This window comes from Dolichospermum sp. FACHB-1250 (genome assembly GCF_014696335.1).
Lineage (GTDB): Bacteria > Cyanobacteriota > Cyanobacteriia > Cyanobacteriales > Nostocaceae > Dolichospermum > Dolichospermum planctonicum.
In genome coordinates, this window is the sequence record NZ_JACJPZ010000022.1 from 15,246 (window position 1) to 36,215 (window position 20,970).

The window sequence follows — 20,970 nt, forward strand, 5'->3', positions numbered from 1 at the left end:
AACTTTGTATTAAGGCAAACTAAAATATTAATTTATTTAATCGCAAATGAATGATAGAAAAAATTACCCATCAAAACCAGCTACTTGCATTAATCCTATCTCACCGATTCAATCAACCCGGAATTCACTTTTTCACCCCCAATGAACTTTCCCAACAACTGGCTTATATGCGCCACTCCACAGGAAAAGTCATTCAACCTCATGTTCATAATCCTGTAATTCGCCAAGTTAGCTACACACAAGAAGTCCTGTTTATCAAAAGTGGTAAACTCCGCGTAGACTTCTACAACGACCAACAAAAATATTTAGAAAGTCGCGTTCTAGAAACAGGTGATGTTATCCTCTTAGTAACTGGAGGACACGGATTCAAAGTATTAGAAGAAATTGAAATGATTGAAGTTAAACAAGGTCCTTACGTGGGAGAACAGGACAAAACCAGATTTGTGGGTATTACCGCCGAAGAAGCAAAAGTTGTAGAATTTGTGTAGCCATAAAATGAACCCAATTCCCGTTAACCAACCATTATTAAATGGTAACGAAAAGAAATATCTGATTGAGTGTATTGACACAGGTTGGATTTCCTCAGAAGGACTTTTTGTCAAACAACTAGAACAGGAATTTGCCGCCCGTGTTGGTCGCAAATATGGTATTACTGTCAGTAATGGTTCTGTTGCCCTAGATGCTGCTATAGCTGCCCTAAATATTGGACCAGGAGATGAAGTCATTCTCCCCACATTCACCATCATTTCCTGTGCTGCGGCCATTGTCCGTGCTGGTGCTACCCCTGTAGTTGTGGACTCAGATCCCATCACCTGGAATATGGATGTCTGTGATATTGAAGCGAAAATCACCCCCCGCACAAAAGCCATTATGGTGGTTCACATCTACGGCTTACCAGTGGATATGGACTCAGTACTAAATTTAGCCGATAAATATGGATTATACATCATTGAAGATGCCGCCGAGATGCACGGGCAGACCTATAAAAACCGTCCTTGCGGTAGCTTCGGCGACATTAGCACCTTTAGTTTTTATCCCAATAAACACATTACCACTGGTGAAGGAGGAATAATTGTTACCGATAATCCTGAGTTAGCTGAACGCTGTCTATCTCTACGTAACCTCTGCTTTCAACCCCAAAAACGGTTTGTCCATGAAGAATTGGGGTGGAACATGAGAATGAGTAACCTCCAAGCAGCGGTGGGAGTAGCTCAATTAGAACGTTTAGATGAATTTGTTGCCCGTAAACGCTGGATGGGGCAACTGTATACTGAATTATTAGCAGATATACCCAATATTCAACTACCAATACTCAAGACAGACTATGCAGAAAATATTTATTGGGTATATGGTATTGTCCTCAAAGATGAAGTTCCCTTTGATAAACAAATAGCCATGAAAAAGCTGGCTAATCACAAGATTGGGACTCGTCCTTTTTTCTGGTGTATGCACGAGCAACCCGTGTTTAAAAAAATGGGATTATTTGCGGGTATTTCCTGTCCAGTAGCGGAAAATTTGGCGCGGCGAGGTTTTTATATTCCTAGTGGATTAGCATTGACTGAAGAACAAATCATCACTGTTGCTAAAACTGTTAACCAAATCCTGACTGAGACTTATTAAGGAGATGAAATTAATCATGTTAAATTAATCATGTTAATTAATTTCAAATATTCCTCCTGATAACCAAATAAATTTCAAATTCAAAAGCATCATAATTAATTATTCCCAACAATTACAATTAATTCGTTAATATGACTGTTTTTGGTAACTATGCACCCTACTATGACCTACTCTACCGTGATAAAGATTATGTAGGGGAAGCTGAATTTATCCATAGTCTGATTCAAACCCATGCACCAGATAGTAAAAACATTCTAGAACTAGGTTGTGGTACAGGAAATCACGCTACACTGCTGGCAAAAATGGGCTACCATCTTCATGGTGTAGACTTGAGCCAAGAAATGCTACACCTTGCCCATGAACGACTCTCTCAATGTCCGCAGGAATTATCCAAAAGATTGCAATTTACCCATGGTGATATTCGTCAAGTTCGACTTGATCAAAAATTTGATGTTGTCCTGTCTCTATTTCATGTCATTAGCTATCAAACCACTAATGAAGATTTATTAGCTGCATTTACTACAGTGAAAACTCATTTAAAACCAGGGGGGATTTTTGTATTTGATATTTGGTATGGTTCAGCAGTATTAACAGAACTGCCAACGGTGAGAGTTAAACATCTAGAAGATGAATTAATTCAGGTAACTCGCATTGCCGAGCCTGTGATTTATCCGAATGAGAATTGCGTAGATGTGAATTATCATGTCTTTATTAAAGATAAAAATAGTGGTGCTGTTGACGAGCTACGAGAAACCCACACAATGCGCTATCTGTTTAAATCTGAAATAGAATTTCTGTTAAGTGGACTGCAAATGCAGTTAGTTACTTCTCAGGAGTGGCTGACTAACCAACAGCCAGGACTCAAAACCTGGAAGGTTTATTTTGTTGTGAGGAATTAAATGAAAGTCGGTTTGTTTATTAGCAATCAACTCCCAGATGTAGGAGGAGGTTATACTTTTGAAAATCAGTTATTAGAAAGTATATTAAATTTAGCTCCTAAAAGTAGGCATACATTTGTTTTATACATATCCAATCAAAAAATCCCGGATTATATATTATCTTCGCCTGTTCAATCAGTCTCTCTCCATAGCTCATTCAAACAAAGAATGCAATCTAAAATATTCCTGATAACAAAAGCTATATTTCACAAATTAAGACATCCAAGATGTAAATTTCAAATTGAAGAATGGTATGAAAAATACATATTAAATTTATTAAAATTAAATCAAATAGATGTAACTTTATCTCTTGTACCAGGATGCCCTACAGTCAATTATCCCTATATAACTACTGTTTGGGATTTACAACACAGATTACAGCCCTATTTTCCAGAAGTGAGTATATCTGAACAAGAATGGGGGCAATGGGACTGGCGAGAAAATTTTCATTCCAAAATATTGAGACGTGCTACATTTATTATTACTGGAACAGAAGTAGGCAAAGCAGAAATTGAAAAGTTTTATCAGATTCCTAGTGAAAGAATTAAAGTTATTCCTTTTTTTACCCCCAAATTCCCATCAGAAGGGAGTCTGATAGATCAAGAGATTCTAAAAAAATATAATCTACCTAGTCAATACTTATTTTACCCCGCTCAATTTTGGCCACATAAAAATCATATTGGTTTATTACTAGCGATTAAATTGTTAAAAGAAAAGTACAATTTAGAGTTTTCATTAGTCTTTGTCGGCTCTGATAAAGGCAATCAGTCTCATGTCAAAGAAATGGTGCAAGAACTTGATTTATCACAACAAGTACATTTTCTGGGTTTTGTCTCTCAAGAGGATATAGCACCCCTGTATCGTCATGCTTTTGCTCTCACCTTTATGTCATTCTTTGGTCCTGATAACTTACCACCATTAGAAGCTATGGCTTTGGGATGTCCTGTAATTGCATCTAATGTGTCAGGTGCAAAAGAACAACTAGGAGATGCTGCTTTACTGGTTAATCCTAAACAGCCAGAAGAAATTGCTGAGGCTATTAAATATTTATCGGAAGATTCTATTCTCCGTCAAAGTTTGATAGAACGTGGCTGGGAAAAAGCATACAAGTGGACACCAAAGGATTATGTGCAAGAGATTTTTTCAGTTATTGATGATTTTGAGGCAATTAGACATTGTTGGAAGTAGTTTTAGTAAGAATATTATTAGTTAGAAACTATAGATGATGTTTGTTCTCAATGCCTAAGTTATAAGAATATCCCAGGAGATATAATGCTATTACAAAAATATCCTAAGCTTTCCATAATAACGCCTTCGTTTAATCAAGCCGAATTTTTAGAAGCTACGATTCAAAGTGTTCTTTCTCAAAATTATCCCAATTTAGAATATATCATTATTGATGGAGGATCGAATGATGGTAGCGTAGAAATTATAAAAAAATATGAAAAGCAGTTAGCTTTTTGGTGTAGCGAACCTGATGATGGTCAATATCATGCAATCAACAAGGGATTTTCACATTCTACTGGTGAAATCATGGCATGGATCAACAGCGATGATATGTACTGCCCTTGGGCATTTAGGACAGTAGCAAGTATTATATCTGAGTTGCCACAAATTGAGTGGCTAACAAGCCTTCAGCCAGGAGGTTGGGATTGGCATGGCTTTTGTCAGGGATTTGCTTTATATCCTGGGTTTTCCAAAACAGCATTTTTGGATGGTTATTACATTGGCTATGGCAGGAAAAGCGCAGGATGGATACAACAGGAGTCTACCTTCTGGCAACGTAGTTTATGGGAAAAAGCCGGTGGTTATGTTAATACCGATTTAAAACTCGCTAGTGACTTTGAACTTTGGTCTCGCTTCTTCATTTATGCAGAATTATATGGAACAAATTCACCATTAGGTGGAATTCGTCATCAATCAAAACAGAAAAGTCGCAAAATCGAAGAGTACGCCAATGAAGCAGAAAAGTCATTATCTACCATGAGAGATGGATTAGGGTATTCTACCAATATATGGAGGAACATAATTTATCATTTTGATATTCATCAAACCCCAAAATTGAAAAAAGTAATGCGATCATTGATCGGCTACACAGGTAAAAAGATAGTGAGGCAAAGAGCAGATTTACAAGATTCTTATTGGTATATAAAAGAATATAAGTTTATTTGAATTTAGTAGTCGGTCAAGAGCTTGCTGCTTAATAAACGTACTTTTTTCTGTTGGGAAATATTGCAACCTCGCTCGTTTCAGGAAATCAGCAATCTTACGCTTCAATAAGTTTTTGCTGTAAAAATTGAAAATATATCTAACTTTTGAATATTTGCAAACTGAGATAATCGCTGGGAAGAAAAAAATACCCTCCCCACACAAAATAGTTTCTACCCATGCCCATTTCTTTGTAATCTGTCATGAAAGATTTTATCTATCTTGTCCAAGGTAAAGCTGAGTTGATGAAAAATTACTTGCATCTATCAGAAAACCCAAATGCTGACGTTATCTTTTTAACCTATGATCAGCCCATTGAAACAGTAATAAATCAAGCCATTGAAGAATCAATATTTTTCCCCAAATCTACCTGGGCAGAAGGAAGAAACAAGCTACTGGAAATGGCTTTGAATAAAGGAGAATATCTCTACTATATATTTTGTGATGACGATATAAAATTCATCAAAGGAAGCTGGGAAACATTTGAAAAACAGCTATTGCAATACAAACCAGCGATCGCTGTCCCGATAAATCGCAAAACATTCCAGACTCCCCTCAAAGGAATGAAATCTCAATGCTTTTTAACTAATGATGAACAACTAATGGCATTTCATCAAGATGTAGTCAAAGATTTTATTCTGTTACCCTATCAAAATCAATTCGATAGTATCTATTGGTGGATTTCTTGCGAAATTCAAGAGGTGCTAATTCAAAATTTTTATTGTTCTGATATAATTCAATTTAACAACATTTTTATATCTAACGACTCAGGCGAAAACTATGTCAGACCTGAATCAGAGTCAGATCATAAAATGCTATATCAGCTTGTTGATGATTGGCTTTCTGATCAGTTTCTCTCTAAGTATAAGCATATGCCATATCCAAAAAGGATATTTATACTTGTACGAACATTCAGTTATTATTTTCATCGTTTAATTGCGACTCCTAAATACTCAGTTAGTGTCAATAAGCTTAAAGAATTATTGTCAACCGATTCAGAACTATATAAGCAGACTATAAATTTAAGAGAGAAATTTACTCACCTGAAATAATGGCAGGGTAGTAATCAGAAGAGAGAAAAAATGTCTTTATGCAAAGTCAGAGTTCTAACCTATAAACGACCAAACTTAATCAAACGAGGATAGTCCTATAAAATTAGTGATACTAAAAAATTAATGCAATCATCCATATCTGTATGTATCCCAACATATCAAAGACCTAAGTTTCTTCAAGAAGCTTTGTATTCAGTATTTGCACAAACTCTCCAACCAATCGAGATCGTCATAGGTGATGACTCTCATGATAACATAACTGAGAACCTAGTTTTAGATATTAAGAATAAATGCAAAATTCCTATTTCTTATACTAGGCATTCTCCTTCTCTAGGTCAGGCAGGAAATATCAACTTTATATATGAGATAGCAAAAGGAGATAAAATAGTTCTTCTTCATGATGATGACTTACTACTACCAAATTCCCTAGAAGACTTAAATAGTTGCTGGGATATTCATCCCAATTTAGTCGCAGCTTATGGCAAGCAGTATTTTATTTCCGAGGAAGGTACTATTGACCATAATCTTAGCTCTAAGCTTAATCAATTCTACTTTCGTACTAGCGATAAATCTGGATTACAAAAATCTTCCATAGAGGCTGCCTTACTGCACCAGTTCCCCAACGATTGTTTTATGATTCTGGCATCTGCCGCTAAGGCTATAAAATGGCGTTCTTATGAAGAAGTAGGAAATGGAGGAGAATTTGATTTTAGTTTACGACTGGGCTTTGCATACTCGAATTTCTTTTTCTTGGACAAACATACTGCTAAGTATCGAATGACTAAAAATTCAATGTCTAGCAATATCAATGATGATTCCACTGCACAATCTTTCCATATAATTCTCAATACTGATTTTCCAGAAGAACTATCTTGCTCTAAAGACTATGAACTTAAAAAAGAAGCCTCAACTGCAATCATTCAGCTGATTAATGTGGGGAATAAGAAGCAAGCTTTAGATATTTATTTTAGCCAATACTATCCATTGTCTAAAAGATTGAGTTTAGGTGGAATTCGTAGGTTGATGAAATTATTTTTACCGCCCGCAATTGCTAAATTAATTTAGAAAACTATTAGCCAATTAGTAATATGCAGGTTCAACTATTTATTAGTATCATCATCAATAACTATAACTACGATCGCTTTCTCCCACAAGCAATCAATAGCGCCATTAACCAAACCTATCCTCATACTGAAATTATTGTTGTTGATGATGGTTCAACTGACAATTCCCGTGATACTATTGCTGGATATGGTCAACGCATCATTCCCATTTTCCAACCCAATGGCAAACAAGCTGCGGCTTTTAATAGCGGATTTGCTAAAAGTCAGGGTGATATCATTATTTTTCTTGATTCCGACGATTATTTATTTCCTCACGCCGTTGCACAAATCGTTTCTGTTTGGAAACCAGAACTTTCTAAAGTCCACTATCGTTTAACAGTTGTTGATAAGATTGGCAAATCTCTTGGCTACTCTTGTCCCCAAGGATCTGCCCCTCTTTCCACTGGAGATGTGTGGAAAGTCCTCTTAGATAAGGGTGAATATGTTAGCACTCCCACTAGTGGTAATGCCCTGAATCGGCAGGTTCTGGAAAAGCTTTTTCCCATTCCTGATGAATATAAACTCACAGCAAATGACTATTTATCTTTCCAAGTTCCTTTTTATGGTGATGTAGCAGCAATAGAAGAACCATTAGGCACTTACAGAATTCATGATACAAATCAGTGGGCATTGGCAACTGTCACCGCTGCTCGATTTCAACGCTTTGTGCGCCATGACTTACAAAACTTTTCCCTGTTAACTCAGAAAGCCAAAGCATTAGGTTATGAAGTTCCTACTGATTTAGAACAACGCTCACTTGGACGTTTATGGTCGCGGATTATTTCTTTACGCTTAGATCCTCAAAACCATCCAGTTTCGAGCGATCGCCCACTCAATTTAATTTACTACGGAATTCGCTGTCTATGGAAATACTCAGACTTTAATTGGCAAAAGCGACTTTTCTACAGCCTCTGGTTTATCTGGGTGGGATTGATGCCATTACCTCTAGCTGAACCAATAATTACATGGTTGTTTGCGCCCCAACATCGTCCAAAGTTAGTTGATTGGACTGTGACTAAAATCCGGGCGCTGATTGCCTAAAAAACTTAGTTAAATAAACTCCTAACTTGTTTCTTGAGTTGCTATTGTCTATTTTGGAGATATTTAATGTTAAAACTTAATCTTGGCTGTGGTTTTCATACTCCGAGTGGTTGGTTAGCCGACGAAGTGCTTGATCAACTTTATGTCTATGTCACCTACAATTCCCCCACAGATGGGGTCTTAAAGCGGATAATAGCACCATTCATTCAATTAGACTCTCTGGCAAACAAGACTGGATGGTTATATAGGGGATAAAAGTTATAATGACCAATTCTTCATCCATACGCATACTTTTTGTGAGTCACACCTACGTTGTCGGTATCAACCAGGGCAAATTGAATGCTATAGCTTCCCTCTCTTCAAGACGCTGTGCGAACTCCGTAGGCATTGCAGAAATTGATGATATTGAAGTAGGTCTTCTGACTCCAAGTAACTGGAAGGCTTTAGAATGGAATCGCCACATCCCCCTGGAAACACCCTACCCTCATATCCGCACCTACTCCGCTCCTGTTTTATTTAGTGGTCGTGGAGGCGCACATATCTATCCACCCTGGAAAATCTGGCAAGTGCTGAATGTTTTTCGCCCCGATATTGTCCAGGTTGAGGAGGAAGTATTTTCTCTATGTGCTTATCAATTTGCCCTCTGGAGTAGATTTACAGGTAAACCCCTGGTTATTTTTGGTTGGGAAAATATTGATCGGCAACTATCCCTTCCCCGTCGCTGGATCTGTCAATTTGTTCTTAATACTGCTAGTGCAATTATCTCAGGTAATCACGATGGGGCGGAAATTATGTGCCGTTGGGGTTACAAGGGTTTATTAACCGTGATGCCGCAAATGGGTGTTGATCCTGAATTTTTTGCCCCTTGCCCACACCGGATCACTAGAGGCGATAGCGAAGCGCTGCTGCAAGCAGTTCGCCCATTCCAGATTGGATTTCTGGGACGATTAACCCACAGTAAGGGAATAGACCTGATTTTTGCTGCTGCTCACCAGTTGCGGGAACAGGGTTTCAACTTCCGCATCCTGATCTGTGGATCTGGTCAACATGAAGCGGAACTAAACCAGATATCCCAAGAACAAGAGGTGGCAGATTGGGTAATCTGGCAGGGCGCTGTCCGTCATGAACAAGCACCAGAGATGATTAGTCAGTTTGATGTCCTAGTGTTACCTTCCCGTACCACTCCTGAATGGAAAGAGCAATTTGGTCACGTCCTAATTGAAGCTATGGCAATGGGAGTTCCCGTAGTTGGTTCTAACAGTGGGGAAATTCCCAATGTCATTGGACGAGAAGATTTAATTTTTCGAGAAGAAAATACTCAGGAATTGGCCGCCATATTAGCACGTCTGATTAGTGAACCCCAGTGGTGTCAAGAGATTAGTAATTATTGTATTCATCGCGTCAATCAACTTTACTCCCATGAACGGATTGCTTCTCGTCTAAATATTTTATGGCAGAAAGTATTGGGGCAAAAAAACAGTGAACTTGTTCTGAATTAAGAGGTGAAATAAATGCCACAGTATGTCTTTTGGGAGATAGATCATCAATGCGGTTAGTGATCGTTCGTAGAGAACCTGGTGTTGCTCTGAGTATGGATGTCTATGCTGACAATTTAGTTACCGAATTAAAGGCAATCCGTCCAAATTGGGAAATTATCGAAGTTGCACCCCAACCTTGGAGCAAAAGCCAAGAAAACCTGTGGCACTCTGGCACTGGTATCCGCAAGTTTTATGAACGCTATTGGCATCATCCCCAACAAGTTTGTCAGCTAGAAGGAGACATTTATCACATTATTGATCATACCAATGCTCATGTTGCTTATTGGTTGAAAAAGAAAGGCAAACCTATTATTATTACCTGTCATGACTTAGTGCAGTTTGTCTATCCAGAAATTCTCAAAGGACAATCCCGTTTTCCCGCTTTCAGTATGGCATCCTGGCAATTTTCAGTTAAAGGAATGTGTTATGCTAATTGTGTCATTGCTGTTTCCTCAAATACAGCTAAGGATGTTCATAAAAGGCTGGATATTGAATTAGAGAAAATTTTGGTAGTTCCTAATGGAGTTGAAGCATCGTTTCAGCGATTACCATCAGAGGAAATAAAATATTTTCGGCAAAAATATCAGAGATCCCCTGAAGAAATCTGTTTACTTAATGTTGGTTCAACTCACCAAAGAAAGAACATTATTACTGTGTTGAAAGTGCTAAAAACTCTAAAACAGAGCGGACTATCAGTGAGTCTTTGGCGTTGTGGTGGTAAATTCACACCCAAGCAAATAGACTTTATTAAAGAACATAATCTTGGGCAAGATATTCTGGATTTTGGTATTGCTGATAAAAACATTCTCATTCAACTTTACAATGCAGCCGATGTTCTCTTAGCACCATCACTTTATGAAGGTTTTGGTTTGACAGTTATCGAGGCAATGGCGTGCGGATTGCCCGTAATTACTTCTAACGTTTCATCCATCCCAGAAGTAGCTGAGAATGCTGCTATCATGCTTAATCCCATGGATATTAAAAGTATGGCTTCTGCTATCTATCATCTTCACATTAATCCTGTCTACCGCAAGCAATTAATAGATCAAGGGCTACTTAGATCAAAATCTTTAACATGGAAAAGGACATCTGAACAAATAGCTTTAAATTATGAAAAAATAATTGGCTTTTTTCCGCAAAGGTTAACTGAAACAATTTTCTAACTTTGTATTACCAGTCTAGATAAAACTTAATGGGTCAGGTTTACATTTTTATCAATAAATTGACTGCATTTAAAGGTTATCAAAATAGCTGATTAGGATTATAAACAAAATTAGGAGTAGAGATAATTTTATGATGAAACTACCTAGACTAAAGATGGTTAACCGAGATGATTGGTTAGTGGATGCCTGTCGTAAAAAACGGGTATTACATATTGGGTGTACTGATTACCCAATTACCACATACTTATGGTTTTTCAGGATATGAATATGTTCATCCTGATCATAGTGCTTATTATTCAGTCGCAACCTTGTCTTGCTTATTGTCTCGTTATGGACTAAATGCCAAAGAAATTTATATGTTTCAATGGCATAACCCAACAATCAAAAATAGGTTAGTAAATACATTCTTATGGCCTATTTTGTACTTATCTGGAGGACGTTTATGTGATGAAATTGCCTTAGTTATTGACTAGTATTACCAACTGTCAAAATCTCAAATCCTGAAAATTGTATCAATGATTACTAGCCTGCCAAATATGGATTTATCAAATCATAAAATATATTTTCAAAAATCAGAAAATTAAGGTTCTGAGGTATTCAATATCATGTATTTGCAGTCACCTACAAGTAAGAAACAGAAAAAAAATGGAGTAATTGATAATACCAGCTTAATTATCTTGGCCTTTTCTGTAGTTTTTTACTCTCGCATTTTTTGTGCAATTACTCATGCTCCCTCAATTCTTAACCTTGCTCACTTCGTAGTTGTTCCCTTTGTTTTAGGAGTTATATTATTCACAAGTCGCTCAAAAGATCACAAACAGATTGCAATTGCCTATTCTTTCTTATTGGGAATTTTCATTTTTCTCGTCGGAGTATTGGCTAGTGCTTTATGGAATAACACAGGCTTAATTAATGCCATTGTCTCTTTCATGATGCTTTGCGAACCCTTCATTTTCCTCTTGTCCATCGCGTGTATTCCCATGTCGGCTAAATCTGTTACACGCATCAAAAATTGGTTGATCTGGTCTGTTTTAATTAACTTTGTTCTCGCTGCTGTCCAAAAACCCCTAATTGATGCCGGAAAACTCTATGCTAACGGATTTAATGGCACCGATGGATGTGGTGGAGTCTTTTTCGTTTCCGGTGCGGGAAATTATGTATCGGCTTCGGTATCAGTTGTCTTTGCTCTTTACTTCTTCACTAATGAAAAAACTTTTCCATTATGGATGAGAATCGTGGCTATTATCGCCGCTTTCTGGCAGATTCTATTTTCTGACTCCAAACAAATTGTACTTGCTTATTTGATTGCCTGGGTTCTTTTAATCTTGGTGAATTCAAAGGATTTTGGTAAAACTATCAAACTTCTGAGTGCGATCGCTATCTTCGGATTTGGATTTGTTTGGTGTGTACAAAACTTAGAGGCATTTGCCGCATTTACATCTTGGGCGCGACCGGAACTTTATGGAGCAGATGGTTATGCTTGGTATACAAAATTTTACTCAGTGCGTTCCATTTTATCTCATTACCAATCCCCTCTAGATTGGTTATTTGGTCTAGGTCCAGGGCATACTGTCAGCCGCCTTGGTGTATGGTTTCTTAAAGATTATTCGTCTATACTCGGACCACTAGGTGCTACCACCAATCCAATTGGTCGGGAAGGAATGGAATTTTGTGTTAGTTCTTGGCTTTGTTCTGGTTCAAGTCTCTTCAGCCCCATTTTTGGCTGGGCTGGAATATGGGGAGATTTAGGACTTTTGGGTCTAGGAGCATACCTATTCCTATCCTATTTAGCTTGGCAACACTTTCGTTTAAATGATTCTTTAAAAGTTACTTTACTGGCTGTTTTTGTCATGGGTTTTATTTTTACTCAAATGGAAGAACCAGGCTTCATGCTTTCTATCGCTTTTATTCTAGGACTAGCATGGCAAGAACGACAATTGAAGAAAAAAATACAGACAGTCAGGAGAGAGAAAGAATTTCCCAATTACCAATTACCAATTACCAATTCCCTATGAAGATTTTAATGTCTGCTTACTCCTGTGAACCAGGTATGGGTTCTGAGCCTGGTGTGGGTTGGAATATTGCCCGCGAAGTTGCCAAATATCATGAAGTATGGGTACTTACCCGACCCGATGAGAGTCAGGATATTATTAACGCAGAATTGGCACGCCACCCCATTCCCAATCTTCACTTTGTTTACTTTACTCTCCCGTTCTGGCAGGATAGTAGACGCTGGGGACAGTCTGGGGGAATGCAGCTTCACTATTACCTCTGGCAAATTCAAGCCTATTTTGTCGCCCGTGACTTACATCAGAAAATTGGCTTTGACTTGATCCACCATGTCACCTTTGTTAAGTATTCCAGTCCTTGCTTCCTGTCACTCCTACCCATTCCCCTGGTTTGGGGTCCTGTAGGCGGTGGAGAATCAGCACCAGCGAGCTTTTGGCAGGATTTTAGCTTAAATGGCAAAATTTATGAAATTGCTCGTAGTGTTGCTCGCCGGCTAGGAGAGCAAGACCCATTTGTCCGTCTTACTGCTCAAAGAAGTGCTGTGGTCCGAGCCACAACTAAGGATACAGCCCAGCGCCTCTATAAAATGGGTGTGAAGTATATGCAGATTTTGCCGGAATCAGGGTTATCAGCAGCAGACATAGAGCATCTAAATCAATATGAAATCCCTAATGAGCCAATAGTGAAATTTATCAGTATGGGTAGACTGTTACACTGGAAAGGGTTTCATCTGGGACTACGTGCTTTTGCTCAAGCAAATCTACCAAATACAGAATACTGGATTGTGGGAGATGGACCACAATGGCATCAACTCCAAACTTTAGCATCACATTTAGGAATTGCTAAAAAAGTTAAATTTTGGGGTAGGTTGCCCCGTGAAAAGGCTTTAGATTTGTTAAAGGACTGTCATCTACTAATTCATCCCAGCTTACATGATTCTGGCGGGTGGGTGTGTATGGAAGCAATGGCAGCGGGTCGTCCCGTTATCTGTCTAGATTTAGGCGGACCTGCTGTTCAAGTTACTGAGGAAACTGGCTTTAAGATTGCTGCTGATGAACCATATCAAACTGTCCGTGACTTAGCGGCCGCAATGATTTATTTAGTTCAAAATCCAGAACTCATAGTTAGTATGGGTCAGGCTGGCCGGAAATTAGTCAATGAAAACTACAGTTGGCAAGTTGTCGGAGAACGGTTGCACAAACTTTATTTAGAGGTTGTCACCAGAAAAGTTTCAAAAAACTCAAGTTGGACTCAAGTTTTTTGAAACTACTTTTAAGTAATTAATTTTTCGGACTTTGACAATATGCACATACTAATTCCCGCTTTACATAGGCCTACAAAACCAACAGGTGTTTGCCGATATGCTGCAAATCTGGCTCAATGTCTGGCTGATAGTCCAGAGGTTAATAAAGTGACCTTAATTGTCGGAGTATGGCAAAAAGATTACTTTGAACTATTCTTTAATTCCCACAAAATTCAGTTAATTAGTATAGAGATTCAAAATAGTTCATTGGCAAGAAATCTCTGGTTTTTATTTGGTTTACCAAAATTAGCAAAACATTTTAGTCCTGATATTGTTCATTTATCATTCCCATTTCCTTTTATACGTCCACTTTTTTCTTGTCCTGTTGTTGCGACAATACACGATTTGTATCCTTATGAAAAACCAGAGGTTTTTGGATATCCAAATGTTATCTTTAATCGGTTTTTTTTAAAACAATGTATAGAAAGTAGTGATAGTCTTACCTGTGTTTCTAAATCCACACTCAGCAGTCTTAAATCATACTTTCCAAATATTCAATTAATCAAACCCATGAGTGTTATTTATAATTATGTAGATTTTAGTGCTGTTATTGCTGAACCACCTACTAAGTTAGATATTAGTAATAATGATTCTTTTTTGTTATGTGTTGCACAACACCGAAAAAACAAAAACATAGATTTGTTAATTCAAGCTTTTTATTTTTTGTATAAGAATGAATCTCTAAAAAATGATACCAAACTAATTATTGTTGGTAATACAGGACCAGAAACAGAGAGGTTTTTCAAGCTAATTCATGATCTCTCTCTTCAAGATCAGGTGATATTTATTCATGCAATTAAAGATAACGAATTATGTGGGTTGTATCAAAAATGTCAACTTTTTATTGCTGCTTCCTCTCAGGAAGGATTTTGTTTGCCTTTAGCGGAAGCTCTATACTTTTCTTCTCAGGTAGTTTGTTCTGATATTCCCATATTTAGAGAAATTTGTGGTTTTAACTGTTGTTATTTTGATCTTCAAGGTAATGCTGTTAAAAATCTCTCACAAGCCATTATTTCTACTTTAGAACTGCCTTTAAATAGAACTACTGATAATTTTCATTTTTCTAAATTAGATATAGCAGATCAATATCTAAAATTTTACAGTAACACTTATCGGCTCAACAAGTAGCGGTAGTAGAGGAAAATAAGTGAAATAATGAATCCCTTAATTTTATTTTTTATATTATTTTTTATACTGCATAAAAATACATTTTTTTAGGACTTACGGACAAGTTACGGAATAAACGAACAGAGAACCCAGAGAAATGGGGGTTTAGGGAGAGATATTTTGCGTAAGTCCTGTTTTTATCAAAAATTTAAGTTTTAATACTTAATCATTAAACCCTTATTAAAAATAATTCTTGTAATTCTTGAAAAGGCTCATACTACATTGTGAAGTGCGGAATGTGGGTTTTTAGTCTAAAGTCCACTAACCACTATAAATAAAAAGAGAGTGGGAGAAGGCATACCAAAAGCCTAAAATCTCCCACTCTACATTTACTGCTGTAGCGTTCAGGAATATATAAATACTGCCAGTTATTTAGGGGGGTTGATATAATAAAGACAGTATTTATAGGGGGTGAGTAGATTCCCATTGCAGTAAATGTCAAACCTGATTATTGTTATTATTTTTGAGCCAATAAATGCCAAATTAATTATCTACAAATCATTGTTATTTATGCTTAAAAAATGTTACCATAAACTATGGTGTTGCCTAAAAAAAATCAATATGTAATAGCCTTTAATAACCACAACATTGAATTTCTTTATCTGGAATCAATGTAACTTAGGTAATTAAAACTTGGTTGCCAAGTTGGCACTTTCTCAAAAGTCTTATATTTTCAGGTTTTTAGCGGTGTGTTGAGATATATTCAACAAGTCTCTGACTGATTCCACATTGGTAATGGGGGGTATGGGATTTTCTCAGGTGGCAAAAAAAAATTATAGCGGATTTTTGCTGTCAGATGATGAAGAGGAGGAATTTCTGGATTTATGACGTTTTTGGGGGTGCAATTTTTGACTGTTGCGAGTGCGTTGAGTGGTTTTTTGTGTCTCTATTGAACTTTGAAGTGAGTAAAAAATTACAAAAGAACCCGCAGCACAACAAACAGCGATCGCTATTACCAACCATGGAGGGATAGAATTACTAGAATCGGAAAATGTGGCAATAGGGTATTTGTGAATAGATAAAAATGGGGCTTCTTCCTGTGCTTTCTGTGGCACATAGCCAACATAACTCAATTGCTGATAGGCAAAAATCGTCATTCCTATAGGAATGAGAAATAAGCTAAAGAACCAGATCCAAGGGTATTTTATCACTATATTTCCTATAGTTTTTATCCATCACCTTAATCTTAATCACACAAATCATAGTCAAAACAAGAGGAAAATAAATATTTCCCCTTGCTAGTCTTTGTTAATTAACTGGAGAATGTCTTTCAATTGCTAGTTCAATCAATTGATCTACTAATTGGGCAAATGGTATACCAGTATTAGCCCAGAGTTGGGGATACATACTTGTGGAGGTAAACCCTGGTAAGGTATTAATTTCATTGATGAAAATTTCTCCCGTAGTTTCCACATAGAAAAAGTCTACTCTAGATAAACCAGCAGCATCAACAGCAGCAAAAGCTTGTAAGGCCATTTCTTGAATTTGCTGTGCTACTAACTCTGGTAAATTTGCGGGAATGAATAAATCCGCTTTACCAGGTGTATATTTAGTTTCGTAGTCGTAAAAATCACTATCAAAAGTAATTTCACCTATGACTGACGCTTTCGGGTTATCATTACCTAAAACGGCACATTCAACCTCTCTAGCGACAACTCCAGCTTCAACGATAATGCGTCTATCATAAGTAGCAGCATTATCTAATGCTACCTCTAATTCTTGACGCGATCGCACTTTAGCAATTCCCACTGATGAACCTAGATTAGCAGGTTTGACAAAACAAGGATAGCCCAATGTGGCCTCAATTTCATCACACAATTTCGGAAATACACAAGGATTTGACCAAATTTCCGCTCTGGTGACAGTTTTATATTTTACTTGAGGTAATCCCGCTTGAGCAAAAGCCATTTTCATGGCAATTTTGTCCATTCCCGTTGCTGAACCCAATACCCCAGAACCGACAAAGGGAACTTGTGTTAAGGTTAATAAACCCTGTATTGTACCATCTTCTCCATTCGGACCATGAAGAATGGGAAACCAAAGCTCAACTTGTGCGGTTTCGGGTGGGAATTGCCATAAATTAGGGGTTGTAGATAGGATTTCTTGGGGAACACCAGATTCTAGAACTTGTTGGGCCATAACTCCAGATTGCCAAACTCCATCTTTTTGGATATAAAAAGGCAAAATTTCGTATTTATTAGCATTTGCTTCTAATTTTAGACCTTGAGCGATCGCCCTTGCAGAAATTATTGAAACTTCATGTTCCCCGGAACGTCCACCAAATAGCAAACCCACCCGTAGCTTATTCATTTTCTTATATATCTCCAAAACCCGCAATTTCCATTATTACCAAAGAAGAGCCACTGTTAATTAACCCCCCCGTCATGGATCTCTACCTCATCTATATTATCTTTTATAGATATTTATTCGCATTCGCGCTCATGATAACAGATTTTAAATCAATTGTCAACTCTCCTAAGTAGGGGAAACGCAGCTAAATTGTACAATCCTAATATAACTAAATCTTGTGGTGCGGGCATCCTGCCCGCTAAATTATACAAATTAAATGCAGTACAGCTTAATACTTTGTTCTCTATTGGAGGCAGAGCCTCAAAGTCTACTTCCCAGCCGGAGGCTGGGAAGTAGTAAATAAAGCTGTGTGACAACTAATAAAAATCTTGACTCTCACAAAAAAATCCAGGTTCAGTGGCAAAGTGAATATATTTGTGTTACCCTAGTACAGTTGTCAAAAATTCCGCACATCCAGGAATTCGGGTGTTTCTTAATTTGAGAAATGCACCTGGGTGGAGGTTTAACCCGAATAGGAGTAACAAAATATGCCAGTAGTTTCCTTGGCTCAATTGATGGAGTCTGGTGTTCACTTCGGTCATCAAACCCGACGTTGGAACCCGAAAATGGCTCCTTATATCTACACCTCACGCAATGGTGTACATATCATAGACTTGGTGCAAACAGCCCAGTTGATGGATAACGCGTATAATTATATGCGAACCCAATCAGAGCAAGGTAAAAAATTCCTGTTTGTGGGAACTAAGCGCCAAGCAGCGGGAATTATTGCTCAAGAGGCTCTGCGTTGTGGTTCTCACTATATTAACCAACGTTGGTTGGGGGGAATGCTGACGAATTGGGCAACAATTAAAACCAGAGCAGAACGTCTCAAAGATTTAGAACGGAGAGAAGAAACCGGCGCACTGGATTTATTACCCAAGAAAGAAGCTTCCATGCTACGTCGGGAAATGACGAAGCTACAAAAATACCTAGGCGGTATTAAGAATATGCGGAAAGTCCCGGATATTGTGATTATTGTTGACCAGAAACGGGAATATAACGCAGTTCAAGAATGCGAAAAATTGGGTATTCCCATTGTGTCTATGTTGGATACAAACTGTGACCCAGACGTAGTTGATATTCCTATCCCAGCCAATGATGACGCAATTAGATCCATTAAGCTAATTGTTGGTAAATTAGCAGATGCTATTTATGAAGGTCGTCACGGTCAGCTAGAAGTGGAAGAAGATTACGACGATTACGAAGATTACACTGACGAATACGACGAAAGTGATGTCACTGAGTCATCAGACGAAGAATAAACATCTGTAATCAGGATTTAAAGATTCTAAGATGAGTCCTGATCATCTTAGAATCTTAATTAATATTTGTATCTGTCAAGTTAGGAATTGAGGCAACATGGCGGAAATATCTGCAAAACTCGTCCAAGAGCTACGCCAAAAAACCGGTGCTGGCATGATGGACTGCAAAAAGGCGCTGAAGGAAAATGATGGTAATATCGAGGCGGCCACAACCTGGCTACGGCAAAAAGGTATTGCTAAAGCCGACAAAGGTAGTGATCGTATTGCCGCAGAAGGTCTGGTAGACACCTATATTCAGCCCGGTGGTCAGGTAGGTGTACTCATAGAGGTAAACTGTCAAACGGACTTTGTTGCCCGAAATGAGGCTTTTAAAGCCCTAGTGAAGAACTTGGCTCAACAAGCTGCAACTGCTGATAGTATTGAGTCTTTATTGGCTCAACCCTATACTGAGAAGCCCAGCGCCACTGTTGAGGAATTCATCAAAGAAACCATTGCTACTCTTGGTGAAAATATCCAGGTACGCCGCTTTGTCTCTTTTGCCCCAGCACAAGTCACACCCGGAATAGCAGACAGCTATATTCATACTGGTGGTCGTGTTGGTGTATTAGTGGAATTAACCGCTGAAACTGCTTCAGCAGTTGCTAATGAAGAATTCCAAGGCTTGGCCAAAAATGCTGCCATGCAAGTTGCCGCTTGTCCCAATGTGGAATATGTTAGCGTGGACAAAATTCCTGCCGAACTTGTCCAAAAGGAAAAAGACATTGAAATGGGTAAGGACGACTTGGCTAACAAACCAGAGAACATTAGGGAAAAGATTGTTCAAGGCAGAATTGAAAAGCGCTTGAAAGAAATGACTTTACTAGATCAACCTTATATTCGTGATCAGAGTATTTTGGTAGAAGATTTGGTGAAGCAAGTACAATCTCAAGTTGGTGGAGAAGTTCAAGTAAATCGCTTTGTCCGCTATGTCCTGGGTGAAGGCATTGAAAAGAAAGAAATTAGCTTTGCTGAGGAAGTTGCCGCCCAAATGGGTGCTAAGTAATTTAATCAGTATTCAGTAGTCATTAGTCAGTTGCTAAGAATATATACTTAATGGGTTGCTGTTGATGATAGACTTTTAGTTCTGATTCATGACTATTTGTATTTACAGGTCAGGGAGAATGCGCTGGCCTGTATTTTATTAAGTAATGATTATTTTCTCAGAAATACCTATATTTGTAGTAGGGGGCAATTAATTGATCGTTGACAACGGACAAAAGACAAAGGACTATTACCAGTCTAAAATTATGACGAGAGCAATTGAACGGATAGAAAAAGACATTATTGCATTAAAAGAGGCGACCAGAGCGATCGCTCAACAACTGAATTTAGCTTATGCTAGATATATAAATACCTTGGGACTGGCTTTACAAAAACAATTGATTTTAGCCAGTTATTACCTGTGTACCCAAGGATATCCTGATGAATTTCTTAACTTATCACTAAATCAGCGGCAAAAATTACAACAAGGTATTCGTAAATTAAGTCAACAAGCCGCTCAGGAATTAATTAGTTATATTCAGCCCCCAGAAGTTACCCAAACAGAAGTAGTTTTAGAAACTGAGGAAGAAGAAGAAAAGGACGAACAAGAAGAAAAGGAACAACAGCCTCAAGCTTTAGATCCTTCTAATCCTATAGAACTGGTAGAATGGCAACAAGAGGTAGAAGAAGGAATTGAAGAAACTTTAAAAAAAGTCTCCCAAGGGGCTAATATTCTCATCCAAAAAACAGGGGTTTTACCCAAAAAACTACCAGAACCGATTTTAACCGCTGCAACTGCTGCCTCAGAATCTTCTAGTGATATGATGCCCAGTCTTCCCAATATATTAAACTTAGTTATAGAAATTAGTGATCAGGAAGATTCGGAAGATTCTATCACTCAGATTATGGCTATTCACTTGCGACTGGGAGAAATAGAATTTGCTGATGTGACACTATTGACAGAGCGCAAGAGAATTCGTAATATCTTAATGCAACTGAGTAAAGTAGGAAAAGAGTATCAAAAAAGACAAAAAGAACTGAAAATTGCTGAAGCTGAAGCTGCTTGGCGTGCTAGTTGGTTCGAGGATTAGTCAGCCTTTAGGGGAATTAAAAATGTAAACTTAAAAGTTAAAAAATATATGAGAATATCTATGAAGAAAGTCTATTTTTCAAGCCTCGATAATCTCTTAACTAAT

At 37.8% G+C, this 20,970-nt stretch carries 20 protein-coding genes; 18 read left to right on the forward strand and 2 right to left on the reverse strand.

The window, feature by feature from the left end:
* Positions 1 to 50 precede the first annotated feature (50 nt).
* The 15 genes from H6F39_RS09810 to H6F39_RS09880 all read left to right on the forward strand — a co-directional run bounded on the left by H6F39_RS09810 (position 51) and on the right by H6F39_RS09880 (position 15,104).
* Positions 51 to 488, forward strand: a complete 438-nt coding sequence (locus H6F39_RS09810) for a hypothetical protein (RefSeq protein WP_137907177.1) — start codon at positions 51 to 53, stop codon at positions 486 to 488.
* Positions 489 to 495: 7 nt separating this feature from the next.
* The gene (locus H6F39_RS09815) at positions 496 to 1,620 is read left to right on the forward strand and encodes a DegT/DnrJ/EryC1/StrS aminotransferase family protein (RefSeq protein ID WP_190396628.1); all 1,125 of its coding nucleotides are present in this window, start codon (positions 496 to 498) and stop codon (positions 1,618 to 1,620) included.
* Positions 1,621 to 1,751: 131 nt separating this feature from the next.
* On the forward strand, positions 1,752 to 2,519 hold the full coding sequence (locus tag H6F39_RS09820) for a class I SAM-dependent methyltransferase (protein WP_137907179.1): 768 nt from the start codon (positions 1,752 to 1,754) through the stop codon (positions 2,517 to 2,519).
* A gap of 207 nt (positions 2,520 to 2,726) precedes the next feature.
* Positions 2,727 to 3,746, forward strand: coding sequence for a glycosyltransferase family 1 protein (locus H6F39_RS09825; RefSeq protein ID WP_228036457.1), 1,020 nt, complete (start codon positions 2,727 to 2,729; stop codon positions 3,744 to 3,746).
* An 84-nt stretch (positions 3,747 to 3,830) separates the two neighbouring features.
* Positions 3,831 to 4,730 (forward strand): glycosyltransferase family 2 protein, encoded by a 900-nt coding sequence (locus H6F39_RS09830; protein WP_137907181.1) that lies wholly within the window; start codon positions 3,831 to 3,833, stop codon positions 4,728 to 4,730.
* A 239-nt stretch (positions 4,731 to 4,969) separates the two neighbouring features.
* Positions 4,970 to 5,818: a hypothetical protein gene (locus tag H6F39_RS09835; RefSeq protein ID WP_190371228.1), complete on the forward strand. Its 849-nt coding sequence runs from the start codon at positions 4,970 to 4,972 to the stop codon at positions 5,816 to 5,818.
* A 123-nt stretch (positions 5,819 to 5,941) separates the two neighbouring features.
* Positions 5,942 to 6,883 carry a glycosyltransferase family 2 protein gene (locus tag H6F39_RS09840; RefSeq protein ID WP_137907183.1) on the forward strand — a complete coding sequence of 314 codons (942 nt, stop codon included), beginning with the start codon at positions 5,942 to 5,944 and terminating at the stop codon, positions 6,881 to 6,883.
* Positions 6,884 to 6,906: 23 nt separating this feature from the next.
* Positions 6,907 to 7,962 (forward strand): glycosyltransferase family 2 protein, encoded by a 1,056-nt coding sequence (locus H6F39_RS09845; RefSeq protein WP_190396629.1) that lies wholly within the window; start codon positions 6,907 to 6,909, stop codon positions 7,960 to 7,962.
* Positions 7,963 to 8,028: 66 nt separating this feature from the next.
* On the forward strand, positions 8,029 to 8,217 hold the full coding sequence (locus H6F39_RS09850; protein WP_137907185.1) for a hypothetical protein: 189 nt from the start codon (positions 8,029 to 8,031) through the stop codon (positions 8,215 to 8,217).
* Between the two features lie 8 nt (positions 8,218 to 8,225).
* Positions 8,226 to 9,461 carry a glycosyltransferase gene (locus tag H6F39_RS09855; RefSeq protein ID WP_190371227.1) on the forward strand — a complete coding sequence of 412 codons (1,236 nt, stop codon included), beginning with the start codon at positions 8,226 to 8,228 and terminating at the stop codon, positions 9,459 to 9,461.
* 47 nt (positions 9,462 to 9,508) lie between these two features.
* A complete protein-coding gene (locus H6F39_RS09860) occupies positions 9,509 to 10,663 on the forward strand; it encodes a glycosyltransferase family 1 protein (RefSeq protein ID WP_190396630.1) in 1,155 nt (384 codons plus the stop codon).
* Positions 10,664 to 10,875: 212 nt separating this feature from the next.
* Positions 10,876 to 11,136, forward strand: coding sequence for a hypothetical protein (locus H6F39_RS09865; protein ID WP_137907188.1), 261 nt, complete (start codon positions 10,876 to 10,878; stop codon positions 11,134 to 11,136).
* Positions 11,137 to 11,268: 132 nt separating this feature from the next.
* Positions 11,269 to 12,678: a hypothetical protein gene (locus H6F39_RS09870; protein WP_190396632.1), complete on the forward strand. Its 1,410-nt coding sequence runs from the start codon at positions 11,269 to 11,271 to the stop codon at positions 12,676 to 12,678.
* The gene (locus H6F39_RS09875; RefSeq protein WP_137907230.1) at positions 12,675 to 13,937 is read left to right on the forward strand and encodes a glycosyltransferase family 4 protein; all 1,263 of its coding nucleotides are present in this window, start codon (positions 12,675 to 12,677) and stop codon (positions 13,935 to 13,937) included. The genes H6F39_RS09870 and H6F39_RS09875 overlap by 4 nt, the downstream gene beginning before the upstream one ends.
* Before the next feature lie 39 nt (positions 13,938 to 13,976).
* A complete protein-coding gene (locus H6F39_RS09880; protein ID WP_190396633.1) occupies positions 13,977 to 15,104 on the forward strand; it encodes a glycosyltransferase family 1 protein in 1,128 nt (375 codons plus the stop codon).
* Between the two features lie 812 nt (positions 15,105 to 15,916).
* Here the strand turns inward: H6F39_RS09880 and H6F39_RS09885 are convergent.
* A complete protein-coding gene (locus H6F39_RS09885) occupies positions 15,917 to 16,294 on the reverse strand; it encodes a hypothetical protein (protein ID WP_137907191.1) in 378 nt (125 codons plus the stop codon).
* A gap of 97 nt (positions 16,295 to 16,391) precedes the next feature.
* A complete protein-coding gene (locus tag H6F39_RS09890; RefSeq protein ID WP_137907192.1) occupies positions 16,392 to 17,453 on the reverse strand; it encodes a D-alanine--D-alanine ligase family protein in 1,062 nt (353 codons plus the stop codon).
* A gap of 527 nt (positions 17,454 to 17,980) precedes the next feature.
* Here H6F39_RS09890 and rpsB point away from each other — a divergent pair.
* The 3 genes from rpsB to H6F39_RS09905 all read left to right on the forward strand — a co-directional run bounded on the left by rpsB (position 17,981) and on the right by H6F39_RS09905 (position 20,865).
* Positions 17,981 to 18,754 carry a 30S ribosomal protein S2 gene (gene rpsB / locus H6F39_RS09895; RefSeq protein WP_137907193.1) on the forward strand — a complete coding sequence of 258 codons (774 nt, stop codon included), beginning with the start codon at positions 17,981 to 17,983 and terminating at the stop codon, positions 18,752 to 18,754.
* Positions 18,755 to 18,851: 97 nt separating this feature from the next.
* A complete protein-coding gene (gene tsf / locus H6F39_RS09900; protein WP_137907194.1) occupies positions 18,852 to 19,796 on the forward strand; it encodes a translation elongation factor Ts in 945 nt (314 codons plus the stop codon).
* Between the two features lie 244 nt (positions 19,797 to 20,040).
* Complete coding sequence (locus H6F39_RS09905; protein ID WP_137907195.1) at positions 20,041 to 20,865, forward strand: hypothetical protein; 825 nt, start codon at positions 20,041 to 20,043, stop codon at positions 20,863 to 20,865.
* Positions 20,866 to 20,970: the final 105 nt, after the last annotated feature.